12 protein-coding genes are annotated in these 14,246 nt (G+C 67.5%); 1 reads left to right on the forward strand and 11 read right to left on the reverse strand.

Translation table 11 applies throughout. The features are described from left to right. Positions 1 to 85: 85 nt before the first annotated feature. The 11 genes from AT701_RS27500 to AT701_RS27550 are packed head-to-tail and all read right to left on the reverse strand — an operon-like array spanning position 86 to position 12,501. Positions 86 to 1,111, reverse strand: coding sequence for an acyl-CoA dehydrogenase family protein (locus tag AT701_RS27500; RefSeq protein ID WP_174519622.1), 1,026 nt, complete (start codon positions 1,109 to 1,111; stop codon positions 86 to 88). Next, complete coding sequence (locus tag AT701_RS27505; RefSeq protein WP_058126975.1) at positions 1,111 to 2,286, reverse strand: acyl-CoA dehydrogenase family protein; 1,176 nt, start codon at positions 2,284 to 2,286, stop codon at positions 1,111 to 1,113. Before AT701_RS27505 ends, AT701_RS27500 begins: the two co-directional genes overlap by 1 nt. After that, the gene (locus tag AT701_RS27510) at positions 2,283 to 3,062 is read right to left on the reverse strand and encodes an enoyl-CoA hydratase/isomerase family protein (RefSeq protein WP_011730661.1); all 780 of its coding nucleotides are present in this window, start codon (positions 3,060 to 3,062) and stop codon (positions 2,283 to 2,285) included. The genes AT701_RS27505 and AT701_RS27510 overlap by 4 nt, the downstream gene beginning before the upstream one ends. Next, positions 3,059 to 3,979 (reverse strand): acyl-CoA dehydrogenase family protein, encoded by a 921-nt coding sequence (locus tag AT701_RS27515; protein WP_003897028.1) that lies wholly within the window; start codon positions 3,977 to 3,979, stop codon positions 3,059 to 3,061. Before AT701_RS27515 ends, AT701_RS27510 begins: the two co-directional genes overlap by 4 nt. Continuing rightward, positions 3,976 to 5,133 carry an acyl-CoA dehydrogenase family protein gene (locus AT701_RS27520; protein WP_058126976.1) on the reverse strand — a complete coding sequence of 386 codons (1,158 nt, stop codon included), beginning with the start codon at positions 5,131 to 5,133 and terminating at the stop codon, positions 3,976 to 3,978. Before AT701_RS27520 ends, AT701_RS27515 begins: the two co-directional genes overlap by 4 nt. 11 nt (positions 5,134 to 5,144) lie before the next feature. Next, positions 5,145 to 6,296, reverse strand: a complete 1,152-nt coding sequence (locus tag AT701_RS27525) for a CaiB/BaiF CoA transferase family protein (protein ID WP_058126977.1) — start codon at positions 6,294 to 6,296, stop codon at positions 5,145 to 5,147. Beyond that, a complete protein-coding gene (locus tag AT701_RS27530) occupies positions 6,293 to 7,213 on the reverse strand; it encodes an SDR family NAD(P)-dependent oxidoreductase (protein WP_058126978.1) in 921 nt (306 codons plus the stop codon). The genes AT701_RS27525 and AT701_RS27530 overlap by 4 nt, the downstream gene beginning before the upstream one ends. Positions 7,214 to 7,229: 16 nt before the next feature. Further along, positions 7,230 to 9,068 (reverse strand): flavin-containing monooxygenase, encoded by a 1,839-nt coding sequence (locus tag AT701_RS27535; protein ID WP_058126979.1) that lies wholly within the window; start codon positions 9,066 to 9,068, stop codon positions 7,230 to 7,232. Further along, entirely contained in the window at positions 9,065 to 10,237 is a 1,173-nt protein-coding gene (locus AT701_RS27540) for an LLM class flavin-dependent oxidoreductase (RefSeq protein WP_058126980.1), read from the reverse strand. The genes AT701_RS27535 and AT701_RS27540 overlap by 4 nt, the downstream gene beginning before the upstream one ends. Beyond that, positions 10,234 to 11,622 carry an aromatic ring-hydroxylating oxygenase subunit alpha gene (locus AT701_RS27545; protein WP_058126981.1) on the reverse strand — a complete coding sequence of 463 codons (1,389 nt, stop codon included), beginning with the start codon at positions 11,620 to 11,622 and terminating at the stop codon, positions 10,234 to 10,236. The genes AT701_RS27540 and AT701_RS27545 overlap by 4 nt, the downstream gene beginning before the upstream one ends. 33 nt (positions 11,623 to 11,655) lie before the next feature. After that, the gene (locus AT701_RS27550) at positions 11,656 to 12,501 is read right to left on the reverse strand and encodes an SDR family NAD(P)-dependent oxidoreductase (protein ID WP_003897035.1); all 846 of its coding nucleotides are present in this window, start codon (positions 12,499 to 12,501) and stop codon (positions 11,656 to 11,658) included. A 116-nt stretch (positions 12,502 to 12,617) separates the two neighbouring features. On the opposite strand from AT701_RS27550, the gene AT701_RS27555 reads away from it, so the two are divergent. Continuing rightward, positions 12,618 to 14,246 carry an SMP-30/gluconolactonase/LRE family protein gene (locus AT701_RS27555; RefSeq protein ID WP_413232165.1) on the forward strand — a complete coding sequence of 543 codons (1,629 nt, stop codon included), beginning with the start codon at positions 12,618 to 12,620 and terminating at the stop codon, positions 14,244 to 14,246.

Below are 14,246 nucleotides of genomic sequence, written 5' to 3' on the forward strand. Positions count from 1 at the left end.
CAGTGCCCGCGGCACAGCGCTGTTTCGGCTGTGTGCGGTCCTGTTCGCATACCCGCCTCGTCAGGAGGAAAACATCGGTGCGCGCTCAGCCCTGTGCGCTGGGGTAACGCGCCGCCAGCACGTTGCGGTGCGCACGCGGCGACCCGAACAGCGAGCGGTTGAGCGCGGCCCGTTTGAGGTAGGTGTGCACACCGCTTTCCCACGTGTAGCCGATACCACCGTGCAACTGCATGGCCTTGCCCGCGACGCCCACAGCCGCTTCTGTTGCATACGATTTGGCTTTCGCGACGGTGTGCGCATCCGGTGCGCTGATCGCGCCGGCGATTAACTGCCGCGCCGCCGTGACCTGCACCAGCATGTCGGCGCACGCGTGCTTGACGGCCTGGAAAGAGCCGATGGGACGGCCGAACTGCTGCCGCATGGACGCGTAGGACACCGTCGCGTCGAGCATGGCTGCTGCGATACCGAGGCTGTCGCACGCCACGGCCAGCGCGGCGCGCCGGGCCAGCGCGTGCGGGTCTTCGAGGGGCCACACGTCACGAGCCTCGGCGCCGTCGGCCTCGACGATCGCGAGCCTACGGGTCTCGTCGAGCACGGGTTGCTCGATGACCGTCGCCGCCGCGTCGACGAGCACCGTCGTACCCGTGGCGTCGCGCGCGGGCAGCAGCAACCGGTGCGCGTCGCCGGCGTCCGGCACGAATGCCGCGCGGCCGTGCACGCGCCCGTCGGTGGTCACGGTGAACGGGACCCGCGGGTCACCGGGTACCAGGTCGCCGGGTAACGCGAGCGACACGCGCGTGCGGCCCTCGACGACCTCGGTGAGTAGGTTGTCGCGGGAAGTGTTGGGCGCCACCGCGAGTAGCGCGCCGACGCCGAGTACGGCGCCGCCGAGGTAGCCGGTGGTGGCTGCGGCACGGCCCAGTTCCTCGCAGATGACGGCCACCTCGGCGAACGTGGCACCCGCTCCGCCCAGGGACTCCGGCGCGTCGAGGCCGACCCAGCCCGCCTGCACCAGCAGCGGCCAGTCGACGCTGTCCTTCGCGAGCAGATCAGCTGCCACCGAACGGAGTTCGTCGTGGATCGCTGAGAAGTCTGTAGTGAAGTCTGTCATCACACCGCACTCGGCTCTCGCGGCAGGCCCAAACCCCGCTCACCGATGATGGTGCGCTGGATCTCGCTGGCCCCGCCGGGGATGGTCCATTCCCAAGAGCCGATGAAGTCGAGCATCCACGCCCCCGATTCCCATCCGCTCGACGCGGGTTTGGTCAGCACGGTGTGCGCGGGCAGCCCGGCGATCTGGGCGCCGAAGTCCGTCATCCGTTGCAGCAGTTCGCTGTAGTACAGCTTGACGATCGAGGCGTCGGCTGGGCCTGCCTTGCCGGTTTCGCTGCGTTCGACCAGGTCGCGGCACAGTCCGCGCAGGCCGGTGAGCTCGATCTCGAACTGCGCCAGCTGATCCGCGATGAGCGCATCGTCCACCGGCGAGCACGCGTCCACAAGCCAGCGGAACCCTGCGTTGCCGAGACGTTCGGCGAGCTCGAGCATGGTCATGCCGCGTTCGGCACCCAGCGTCGCCTGCGCGACCTGCCAACCCTTGTTCACCGGGCCCACGAGGTTGGCGGCCGGGATCGCGACGTCGTTGAGGAAGATCTCGCAGAAATGCGAATCGCCGACCGCGTTGCGGATCGGACGCACATCGACGCCCGGCGACTTCATGTCCATCAGGAAGTAAGAAATGCCGTGGCGCTTCGGCGCATTCGGGTCGGTGCGGGCCAGCAGCAGGCACCAGTCGGCGTGCATGGCTCCGCTGGCCCACAGCTTCTGCCCGTTGACGACGAAGGTGTCGCCCTCGGCGCGGGCCGTGGTGCGCAGCGACGCCAGATCCGAACCGGCCTCGGGTTCGGAGAAGCCCTGTACCCAGATCTCGCCGTCGAGGATCGCGGGCAGGTGCCGGTTGCGCTGTGCGTCTGTGCCCGCGGCGAGCAGCGTCGACGCGGCGTGGTGGATGCCGACGAACGCCAGTACGAGGCGGGGCGCGTCGTGTGCCGCGAGTTCGGAGTACAGCACGATCTGCTGCGGAACCGACATGCCGCCGCCCCACTCGGCGGGCCAGTGCGGTACGGCGTAGCCGGCGCTGTGCAACTCGGCGAACCACGCCTTCTGGAACGCCGCGAATTCGTCGTCGCTCACGCCGGTTTGGGCCGCGCGCCAGTCTTTGGGGACGTGCGCGGCGCACCAGTCGCGCACCGTGGCGCGGAAGTCGTCCAAGTTTTCGGGGTGGGTCACTTGTGTGCCTTCTTCTTGAACGCGAGCAGGCGTGCGCGGTGGTCGTCGCTGCGCATGCTGACCTGCTCGGCCGCGAAGCCGGCTTGCAGTGGTCCGCTGAGCACCTGCGACAGGTACATGTTGACGACGCGTTTGGTTCCCTGCAGCGCCTCGACGGGCTGCTTGGCCAGCCGGTGCGCGAGTGTCATTGCCTCACTGCGCAGTTGGCCGGGGGCGACGCTGCGGCTCGCGAGGCCCAACTCGACGGCCTTGCCGGCGTCGATCCGGTCGCCGGTGTAGAGGAACTCCCGCGAGCGCATGATGGGCGTCAGCAGCGGCCACAGTGCCGCGCCGCCGTCGCCGGCCACCAGGCCCACCGACACGTGCGGATCCGCGAGGTAGGCGTCCTCGGAGATCAGCAGGATGTCGCACAACAGCGCGACGCTGCAACCCAATCCGACCGCGGGACCGTTGACCGCGGCGATCACCGGCAGCGGGAAGCGCAGCATCTCCTCGATGATCTGCGCGCCTTCGCGGATGCTCTCGTCACGCGCGACCGGATCGTCGAGGAACGTTGTGATCCAGCCCAGGTCGCCGCCCGCGCTGAACGCGCGGCCCGCGCCGGTGAGCACGACGACCTTGGCGTCCTTGTCGGCGGCGAGTTGTCGCCACACGTTGGCCAGCGCCCAGTGCAGTTTCTCGTTGACGCTGTTGAGGTCGGTCTCGCGGTTGATCGTGACGATGCGCACGGGCCCGTCGGTGGACACGCTGAGTTCGTCGGGCACGTCGTAGTTCATGAGAACAGCCCCGTGAGCCCGCGCCGGCCCACACGCCTGGTGAGAATGTCGCGCGTGGTGGAGATCCCGAACGGCAGGCGCCGCAACGGCTGGCTGTGCCGCGACAGCCACGACAGCGTGGTCTCGTCGCAGAAGCCGACCGCACCGTGGAGTTGGTGGCACACCCGGAACACGACCTCGGCGGCCTCGATCGCCGCCAGGCGCAACGCGAGCGCATCGTCGACGACCTCGGTGGTGTCATGTCGGGTGAGGCCCCACAGCGCGTGTTTGGCGAGGATGTCGACGCCACTGCGTTCCACCTCGGCGTCGGTGAGCTGGAACTGCACGCCCTGGAACGACGACAGTGTCTGGCCGAACTGCTTGCGCAGGCTCACGTGCGCGACCGTGAGATCGACGGCGCGGTCCAGCAGACCCAGCAGCGTCCAACTGCCCAGCACCAGACCGAGCGCCACGTCGCCGGCGCCCTGAGCGTCGATCTCGACGAGGTCCAGTGCGGTGGTGAACGCCGGCCCGGTCGCGCCGAGGCGAGTGACCGTGCTGCGCGTGCCGTCCAATGTGACGGCGGCCCAGCGCAGATCGAGCCCTGCGAGCGCGGCTTCGGGTGTACCGTCGGCCACCACGATGAGCCCGTCGACATCCAGATCGGTCGGCCGCGCCAGGCGTTCGGCGACCGGATACGGCAGCGCCCAGTACCCGGCGCTGCGGCACAGCGCGGCCGCGGCCTCCAGCGCGTCGGCATCCGATCGCGGGTCCAGGTCCCAGGCCCCGAGCCCGTCGAGTACAGGACCGACCAGGCCCTGGCGGGCATCGGGTTTGGCCTCGGCCTGTTGCAGCAGTTCGTCGCCGCCCGCGGACTCGAAGGCCCGGAGGGCCTGGTGGCCGAACTCTTCGGCATCGTCGGACAGATCGAGAATCATCGGGCGGCTCCTGCGAACATGGTGCGCGACAACAGGATGCGCTGCATCTCGATGCTGCCCGAGGACACCGTGGACGCCTGCGAATAGCGCCAGTGATCCTCGACCTCGGCGCGGAAGTACTCAGTGCGCTGGTCTCCACCGCGCGGCAGCGCCGCGGCGATTTCCATGAGCACCTCCGCGCTTTCCTGGTCCAGTCGGGTCACCGCGATCCGATAGGCCGCGGAGTCACCGGGATTCACGCGTCCGGTGGCCTGCATCGCCACCACGCGGTACGCCATGAGCCGGGCACGACGGCAGTGTGTGAGCATGCGGGTCCACCGGCCGCGCAGTTCGGCGGGCAACTGATCCCATGCGTCGCCCAGCACGTCGGGCGCGGCCTGCAGCAGGCGCTCGCAGCGCGCGTAGCGGGCGATGCCCACACGCTCGAACGACACCACGTCCTGCACGATCTTCCAGCCCTCGTCGACCGTGCCCAACACATCAGCCTCGGTGACCTCGAGATCGTCGAAGAACACCTCGTTGAGGTGATGTGGGCCCATCATGGTGCGGATGGGCCGCACCGTGATCGCCGGATCGTCCATGGAGACAAGGAAGATCGTCAAACCCTGCTGCTTTTTCTCACCTCTGGACGTCCGCGCCAACAGGAAGCACCACTGCGCCATGGTCGCGTAGGACGTCCAGATCTTCTGGCCGTTGATACGCCACCCGTCGTCGACGCGCCGCGCCGAGGTGCGCAGCGAAGCCAGGTCGGAGCCAGCCTCGGGTTCGGAAAACCCCTGGCACCAGATGACCTCGCCGTTGGCGATCGGCGGCAGGTGCTTGCGCTGCTGCTCCTCGGTGCCGTACCGCATGATGATCGGGCCCACCCAGTTGACGCCCATGTACTGCGCGCCGCGCGGTTCGTGGTGCGCCCACATCTCCTCGCGCACCACGGTCTGTTCCCACACCGATGCATCCCCGCCACCGAACTCCCGAGGCCACGACATGCACAGCAGTTGCCGTTCGGCCAGGGTGCGGCAGAACTGTTGTGCCACCGCCAGATCGGCGGGGTTGTCGGTGAACGCACCGAGGAAGTCCGCGGGCACATGCTCGTCGATGAGCGCGCGCAGTTCACCGCGCAACCGGTTGGCGTCCTCGCCCAGATCGAAATCCACTGTCGCCTCTCTCAGCCGGCTTTGTTCTGTGGGCGCACCTCGGCCAGCATGTCTTCGGTGTCGGCACCGAGTTCCGGCGCGAAGCCCCTGACGTGTCCCGGTGTCTTCGAGAACCACGTCGGCACCCCCGGAAACCGCACCGGGCCGTACTGGGTGTCGACGGTCTCGAACAACCCGACGGCGGCCAGGTGCGGATTGTCGAAGAGCGCGTCGGGGGTGTGGATCGGCGCGGCCGGAATCTCCAGATCTTCGAACAGGTCCAGCCATTCGGCCGTCGTGCGTTCCTTGAGTGTCTGTGCCAGCAGGCCGTACACGGTGTCGATCTGACGGGCGCGGGCCTCCAGCGTGGCGTACTCGGGGCGGTTCCACGGCGGTTGCACGGCGTCGATGAACGCGTTCCAGTGCTTGTCGTTGTAGATCAGCGCAGCGATGTGCCCGTCCTTGGTCTCGTACGGCCTGCGGTTGGGCGCGACGGTGCGCGGATACACCGCGGGTCCCAGCGGCGGGTCGAACATGGCGCCGTTGGCGTGCTCGACGAGCATGAACGCCGCCATGGTCTCGAACATGCCGACCTCGACCTCCTGTCCCTCGCCCGTGCGTTCGCGGTGGAACAGCGCCATCATCGTGGAGTACAGCGCGGTCAGGCCCGCGACCTTGTCGGCCATGATGGTGCCGACGTAGGCGGCCTCCCCCGTCAATTGCTTTTGCACTGCGGGAAGACCACATTCGGCCTGGATGGTGTCGTCGTAGGCGGGGCGGTCGGCGTCGGGGCCGCGCCTGCCGTAGCCGTAGCAGTTGGTGTAGACGATGCGCGGGTTGATCGCGGCGACGTCGTCGTAGCCGAAGCCGAGTTTCGCGATGGCCTTGGCCCGCATGGAGTGGATGAACACGTCGGCGTCGGCGATCAGGTCACGCAGGTCGGCCTTGCCGGACGCGGTCCGCAGATCCAGCACGATGCTGCGCTTGCCACGGTTGACGTTGACGAACACACCGCTGAGTCCCGGCGCCGGGCCGACCGAGACGTAGCGCGTGTCGTCGCCCTGCGGGGGTTCGACTTTGATGACGTCGGCACCCATGTCGGCCATGATCTGCGTGCAGTACGGGCCCATCACCATCGCGGTGAGGTCGATGACACGGACACCCTGCAAGGGACCGCCGGTCATGATCCGACCCCCTGCGCCGCTTGCGCAAAGCTGTAGCGGATGTGCTCCGCGTGCCCGTCGGGAACCACGGGGAACGTCACCGGTGCCGAGATGTCGCGGATCTCGTCGATGCGTTCACCCACCTGCTCGACGGTCCACGACGGCTGGTACACGCCGGGGCTCTCGACGAGCGCGGCACGGCCGATACGCCCGGCGATCGCGACGAGGTATTCGCCGGTGACCGAACAGGTTTCGTGTGCGAGCCAGCCGACCGCGGGCGCCACCAGGTCCGGGCCCATGGGCGGATATGCCGACGTGTCGAGGCCCTCGGCCATGCGGGTCACGGCACCTGGGATGATCGCGTTGCACGTCACGCCGTCGGCCGCGCCCTCGAGGGCGACGACGTTGCACAACCCGAGAATCCCGGCCTTGGCTGCGGCGTAGTTGACCACACCGTGGTTGCCGTACAGGCCGCCGATCGACGACGTCAGCACCACACGGCCGTAACCGGCGTCGCACATGACCGGAAACGCCGGGCGCACCACGTGATAGGCACCGCGCAGGTGCACGTCGAGGACCGCGTCGAAATCGTCGTCACCGAGTTCCCGCAGCGATCCGCGCCGCACGTTGCCCGCGTTGTGGATCAGGATGTCGACGCGGCCGTAGTGCTCGAGCGCGGTGTCGACGATGGCCCTGCCGCCCGCCGCGGTCGCGACGGAATCGGTCGACGCGACGGCTCGCCCACCGGCGGCGACGATCTCCTCGACCACGGCGTGCGCCGGCGCCTCGTCCGACCCGTCGCCGGTCAGGCTGACCCCGGCGTCGTTGACCACCACCTTGGCGCCGCGCGCCGCCAGGAGCAGCGCGTACTCGCGGCCCAGCCCCCGGCCGGCTCCGGTGACCACGGCGACACGGTCATCGAATCTGAGTGCGCTCACGTGCCGGAGGTCCCTGTCATGAGATCTCCAACCCGTCGAGGTCACCCTTGTCGCGCCACTGCTTGAGCAGATCGCCGAAGGCGTAGAAGCCCGGGCCGTACGGCTCACCGAGGTGCGAGCGGATGCCCTCGCCGCCACCGCCGCCTTCGTTGTTGTAGTAGCCCGGCGTGCATTCGGCGTCGAAAGCCGAGTTGTCGACGAAGTTCTCCTTGATGGTTCGGCACCACGCGTCCTGCGCTTGTTGGCTGGGCTCGACGGTGGTGACACCGCGGTTGAGCGCCTCGGCGATCACGTACGCGATGTGCTCGCCCTGCAGTTCGTAGTTGGCCGAGATGTTGGCCGAGATGCCCACCTGGGTGAACCCGGTGAAGAACTGGTTGGGGAACCCGCGGCTGGTCATGCCGTGCAACGTCTTGTAGCCGTCGGCCCAGTGGTCGTACAGCGACACTCCGCCGCGGCCCTTGATGGAGTCGATCGAGAAGCGCCTGCGGATCTCGGTGGTGATCTCGAACCCGCTGGCGAAGATGATGCAGTCGACCTCGTACTCGTTGCCGTTGGCGACGATGCCGGTCTGGGTGATGCGTTCGACGCCTTTGGTTTCCGATACGTCGACCAGCGTGACGTTGGGCCGGTTGAACGTGGACAGGTACTCGTCGTTGGAGCACGGCCGTTTACACAGGAAGCGGTAGTACGGCTTGAGCGCCTCGGCGGTCTGCGGATCCTTGACGAGCTGGTCGACGCGGCGGCGCAGCCGCTCCATGACCTTGTAGTCCTCTTCCTCCCGGATGACCATGAACTGCTCGGGGGTCATGGACGCCGGATCTTCCAGCGCCATCACACGCGCGGCGGTGTTGCGCCCCAGTTCGGTCCAGAAGTCGCACACCAGATCCGGCTGTCCGAGCGCCATGCCCTCGAATGTCCATGCGTGGAAGTTGCGCTGGCGTTCCTTCTGCCAGCCCGGCTGCAGCGTCTTGACCCATTCGGGATCGGTCGGGGTGTTATTGCGCTCGTCGACCGTCGAGGGCGTGCGCTGGAAGACGTACAGGTGCTCGGCGTCCCGGCCCAGGTACGGCACCAACTGCACGCCGGTGGCGCCCGTGCCGATCAGCGCGACCTTCTTGTCGTGCAGCTTGTGCAGATTTCCGGTCGTGTCGCCGCCGGTGTAGGAGTAGTCCCACCGCGACGAGTGGAAGATGTGCCCGCCGAAGTCCTTGATCCCGGGGATGCCGGGCAGTTTGGGCCGGTTGAACGATCCGGACGCCATCACCACGAACCGCGCGCGGATGTCGTCGCCGCGGTTGGTCGAGATGCGCCAGCGCTTGAGGTCGTCCTCCCACCGCATGTCCCTGACCTGCGTGGAGAAGATCGCACCGTCGTAGAGGCCGAAGTGCTTGCCGATGTTGCGGCAGTGCTGGAAGATCTCGGCGCCGTCGGCGAACTTCTTGCTGGGCATGAACCCGAGCTCTTCGAGCAGCGGTATGTAGCAATAGGATTCATTGTCGCACTGGATGCCCGGGTAGCGGTTCCAGTACCAGACTCCGCCGAAGTCGCCACCCATCTCGATGATGTGGACGTCCTCGACGCCGGCCTTCTTCAACGACGCGCCGACCAGCAGGCCCGCGAATCCGCCGCCGAGGACCGCGACGTCGATGTCGATGTCGAGCGAATCGCGCTCGACGTACGGCGTGTGCGGATCGACCTCACCGAACTGCGCGAACCGATCCCTGGTCTCGACGTACTGCTTGGAACCCTCTGCACGCAGGCGTTTCTCGCGTTCGACGCGATACTTCTCCCGCAGCGCATCGATGTCGATGTCGGTGGGGGTGTCGGTGGGTCCGCAGGTGGTCTGGCTCATGCTGTGACGCTCTCGGGTAGGACGGAGGGATGCAGCGGGGCAGGCATGTCGTGCACGGCGGGCAGCACCTCGGCCGCGAACAGCTTGACGCTCTCCATGGCTTCCTCGTAGGGCATGGTGCCGAACTGCGGGACGATGGTGACCTCGGAGAACGAGCACGCCTCCTGCGCAGCCTTGAGCTTCTCGAACACGGTTTCCGGCGTGCCGATGAGCAGGTTCGACGCGTGGTATCCGGGTGGTCCGCCCTTCTTCTGGTTGCCGACCTCCGACGCGAGCACCGCGGTGGCGCTGGCCTCACGCGCGGCGTAGGCCTCATAGCCTTTGACGCCCCGGAAGTTCGACGCGTCGGCGAAGCCGTAGTGCACGTTGACGTCGCGGTTGGCCGTCCAGATCCACTCCTCGGTCTGTTCGATCTCGTCCTGCGAGTTGGTGCAGTACATGAACATGACGTTCTTGGGCTGGCACGGCGGCAGGCCTTCCTCGGCGCGGAAGGTGTTGACCTTCTTGACCTCTTCACCGGCGTCCGTGATCGGCTTGTTGCCCACGAACAGCGGCACCATGCCGCGCCGCGACAGGATCTCGAGCGATTCGGCCGTCGACGACGAACTGTAGATGCGGTCGTACAGGTCGGTGCTGATCGGTTCGGGGCGCAGCGACATCTCGGGAAAGGAGAAGATCTCGCCCTCGTAGGAGAACCGCTCACCCGAGAATGCGAGCTTGAGGATGTCGAGGGTCTCGTTGAACCGCTGCCTGCTCTCCTCACGTGGTACGCCCACGGCCGCGAACTCGCCCTTGGACACACCGCGACCGAGGCCGATCGTGGTGTAACGCCCGTTGGAGACGATGTCGAGGTAGGCGATCTGGGTGGCCAGGCGGATCGGGTTCCACCACGGCACCACCGCGACGAACGTGCCGAGGCTCACGCGCTCGGTGCGGCCCGCGAAGTATGTCAGCGCCTGAATGGGATTGGGCGTCATGCCGTACGGCGTGCCGTGGTGCTCGGGAAACCAGATGCCGTCGAAGCCCAGTGGTTCGGCGAGGTCACCGAGCGCGAGCGCGGCCTGCACACACTGGTGGTCCGGTGTTGCGGGCGGGCGGCTCCAGTCCTCGGCCAGCACCCGCTCCCAGTCGCGGGAGTTCTGTGCTCCCGTACCCAGATTGACTTTCATGCGTTCTCCTGGAGGTCGCGGGGTTCTCCGGTCCCCATGTACTTCGACAGTTGGTAGTGCAGGTTGACGGTGCTGCGTTCGCGGTACGGGTTGGGCTTGGTGCCGGGGAATCCCATCGACTTCATGCCCTGTTGCACCGCGGCCATGTTGGAGAAGTCCTGCGGCAGCACCGAGAGCCAGTTGGGGCTGTCGGCCGGCGTGTACTCCCATTCCGTCCGGGGCTCCTGCCCTTTGGGGAACAGCTCGAAGGTGGCGACCTCGAAGATGCACTTGTCGGGGTTGTAGCTGGGGTGCGGTTTGGCGCTGTAGCACAGCGCGGTGGTCAGGCCCTGTCCGATCTGGAAGTTGGGGAAGATCTGCCACGCGGTGCCTGCCTGGCCCAGGATGTCGGCCGGGATGGTGGGCCAGATGACGCCGCGGGCCTCGTCGTCGCGGCGGGCCGAGGCCAGCCAGTGCTCGAGCACCTTGTCGGGTGGTGTGCCCTCGGGCAGTTCGTCGACCAGGCGCTTGGCGGCGTTGACCAGGGTCTCGGTGGTGGTCGCGTTGGTCTGCTCCCACGTGTACATCTGCATCTCGGCGGTGGAGACGCGCGGATCGTCGCCCGTGCCGAGGCGGATCTTGGACTTGGTGGCCTCCATGTCCTTCGGCGCGTCGTAGCCGATGTTGCTGTGCTTGCCCTGTGCCTTGGCCCAGCCCTTGAACTCACCGAACTTGTTGAACTCCGGATGCGTGGTGAACACGTGGTAGGTCTCGTTGAACGCCTCCAGCGCGACCTTCCAGTTGCAGTCGAAGTACAGCCACTTGCGCCACTTGTAGCGCATGTTTTCCAGACCGAACGGGTCGAGGATCTTGGCCGCGGGAAACAGGTAATCCGCCAACGGTTCCGGGTCCGGGTCCATGTTGATGAACAGCCAGCCACCCCACGTGTCGACGTGTACGCGCGGCAGGTGGGTGTTCTCCGGGGTGAGCGTGCCCTGCCAGTCGTCCTGTTCGCGGATGTGGGTGCACGCGCCGGTGAGATCGTAGGTCCACCCGTGGAACCCGCACATGAACGATTTACGGGTGCGAGCACATGCGTTCTTGGCGCCCGCGGGGGTGTCGACGAGGCGCCTGCCGCGGTGCATGCAGACGTTGTGGTGCGCGGCAAACGATCCACCCGAGTCGCCGGGCCCCGTGCGCACCACCAGGATCGAATCGTCGAGGATGTCGTAGGTGAGGTAGCTGCCCACCTCGGGCAGTTCCTCGACGCGCCCGACCTGCTGCCACACCTTGCGCCACAACCTGTCTCGTTCGGCGCGTGCGTACGCCTCGGACGTGTAGGCCTCGACCCCGATGGTCATGGGCGTCGCGAGTGCCTCGTCGGTCCTGGGTTGCGTATCGGTCATCCCTACTCCTTTTCCGGCTCCTTCTCGCAGCCTCTAGGGCTGCGTTATGGCCGCACGGAAGTTGTCGTCTTTGAGGAACAGCGAGGTGTTGTCGGCCCCGAGGTGGGTCCAGCGCAGGTTGAGCCCACCGTCGACCAGCAGGGTCTGGCCCGTGACGTAGTTGGACAGATCCGACAGTAGGAACAGGATGGCGCCGGCCTGCTCGTCGGGCGTTCCGCGCCGGCCCATCGCGATCGCGCGCCCGTCGCGCTCGGGATCGGCGTCGACATATGTTGCCGAAGCGGCGGTTTCGGTGACGCCGGGTGCGACGGCGTTGACACGGATACCGGCCGCCGCGAGTTCCACGGCCATGGTGCGCGTGGCGGCGACGATCGCGGCTTTCGCGGTGCCATAGGCGATGTGGAACGGCGCGGTGTTCATACCGCTGATCGAGGACACCGACACGATCGATCCCGGGTCGCCGTTGTCGCGGATCTCCGCCGCGACGGCCTGGCTCATGAAGAACATCGTCTCGAGGTTGGCGGTGAACAACTCCCGCCAGTCGGCGCGTGAGACCCGCGTGGCAGGCATCCACGTGGACGGCGCCGCCCCGCCCGCGACGTTGACCAGGCCGTAGAGCCTGCCGTCGGTGCGCCGCACGGCGTCGAGCACGGTGGCGATGCCGTCATCGGTGGACGCGTCGGCCGCCACGGTCACCACCGAGAGTCCCTTGTCGGCCAACGGACCCACGTGCGTGTCGAGGTTGTCCTGTGAACGACTGACCGCCACAACCGTGGCGCCCGCCTCGGCGGCCATGCGCGTGACGGTGGTGCCGATGCCGCCGCCACCGGCACCCGACACCACCACGATGCGGCCGTCGAGGTTCAGCAGTTTGTCCATGATGCTATTTGTCCGGACAACATATGGTGCTCTTCATATTGAAGAACACTATTCCGCAGGCATTATTCGGCCGTCAAGGGCGTCTACGGATACTTTCGATCTATTGTCTGGACCACATGCAGTTGCTAACGTCCGACACTGTGACTTCGCCGATCTCCCTCGGAAACGCCGCGCCTGCCCGCTACACCGCGAATCCCTCGGTGGCCGAGGGCTGGCATCTGCGGCAGGTCACGGCGCCGAGCCGCCTGTTCGGGGCGAACGGCCTGCGCACGGGTCCGGACGGCCGGGTCTACGTCGCCCAGGTGACCGGCAGCCAGATCAGCGCCCTCGACATCGTCACCGGCGAGCTGCAGACCGTGGCCGCCAGGGGTGGCGACATCATCGCGCCCGACGACGTCGCGTTCGACATCCGCGGCAACCTGTACGCCACCGAGGTCATGGACGGCCGGGTGAGTGTCCGCGAACCGAACGGCACCACGCGGGTGCTGCGCGACGACGTGCCGTCGGCCAACGGCATCACGTTCCACGAGGGCAGGCTGTTCATCGGCGAATGCCGCGAAGGCGGACGGCTTCTCGAGTTCGACCTGGCCGGCGGACCACCCCGTGTGCTGCTGGAGAACGTGCCGTCACCCAACGCCATGGAGGTCGGCCCCGACGGGCTGCTCTACTTCCCGGTGATGGGCGCCAACGAGATCTGGCGCATCCACCCCGACGGCGGCACCCCTGAGGTGGTGGCCACGGGTCTGGGCGTGCCCGACGCGGTGAAGTTCGGCGCCGACGGACACCTTGTCTCCACGCAGGTCGCCAGTGGCCAGGTGCTGCGCATCGATCCACGCAGCGGTGAGCAGACCGTGCTGGCACAGCTCACACCCGGCCTGGACAACCTCACGTTCGCCGACGGGCGCCTGTTCGTCTCCAACTTCACCGGCGCCATCACCGAGATCATGGGCGACGGTACGACGCGGGATTTCCTCGGCGGTGGACTCAACTGGCCGCTGGACCTCACGGTCGGCGCCGACGGTGCGGTCTACGTCGCCGACGGCACGTACTTCTACCGTGTCGGGCCCGACGGATCGCTCGACACCGTCGGCATGCTGTTCTCACCGGGCTACCCGGGCTTCCTGCGTGGCGTGATCGCAGGCGGTGCGGGCGAATTCATCGTCACCACGGCCGCCGACACCGTCGCGCGCTACCGTCCGGGATCCGACGAGAGCGAGCCGCTCGCGGCCGGTGTCGACCAACCGTACGGCGTCGCACTCGCGCCGGACGGGACTGTGGTGGTCGTCGAGCAGGGCGCCGGGCGACTGCTCGCGGTGCGACCGGGATCCGTCGACCTACTCGCCGACGGTCTCGACACCCCGGTGGGCGTGGCGATCGGGCCGGACGGCGCACCGCTGGTGTCGGTCGCGGGTGCCGTCCTGCGTGTCACCGGCACGGGCGTGGAACCTCTGGTGGACGGGTTGCACACGCCGCAGGGACTTCTCGTGCGCGACGGTGCGTTGTACCTCGTCGACGCGGGCAGCAAGGACCTGATCAGCGTCGACCTGACCACCGGCGTACGCACCACCATCGCGTCCGGACTGCCCGTCGGCCCGCCGCCCGGTGTGGTGCCCAAACCGCTCAAGGGCATGCCGCCGTTCTCCGGGCCGCAGGGCCCGTTCGCCGGGATCGCCGCGGGCCCCGATGGGACGCTGTACATCTCGGCCGACGGCGACGGCAGCGTGCTCGCGCTGCAACGCAGGTAG

The organism is Mycolicibacterium smegmatis, from assembly GCF_001457595.1.
Classification (GTDB): Bacteria; Actinomycetota; Actinomycetes; order Mycobacteriales; family Mycobacteriaceae; genus Mycobacterium; species Mycobacterium smegmatis.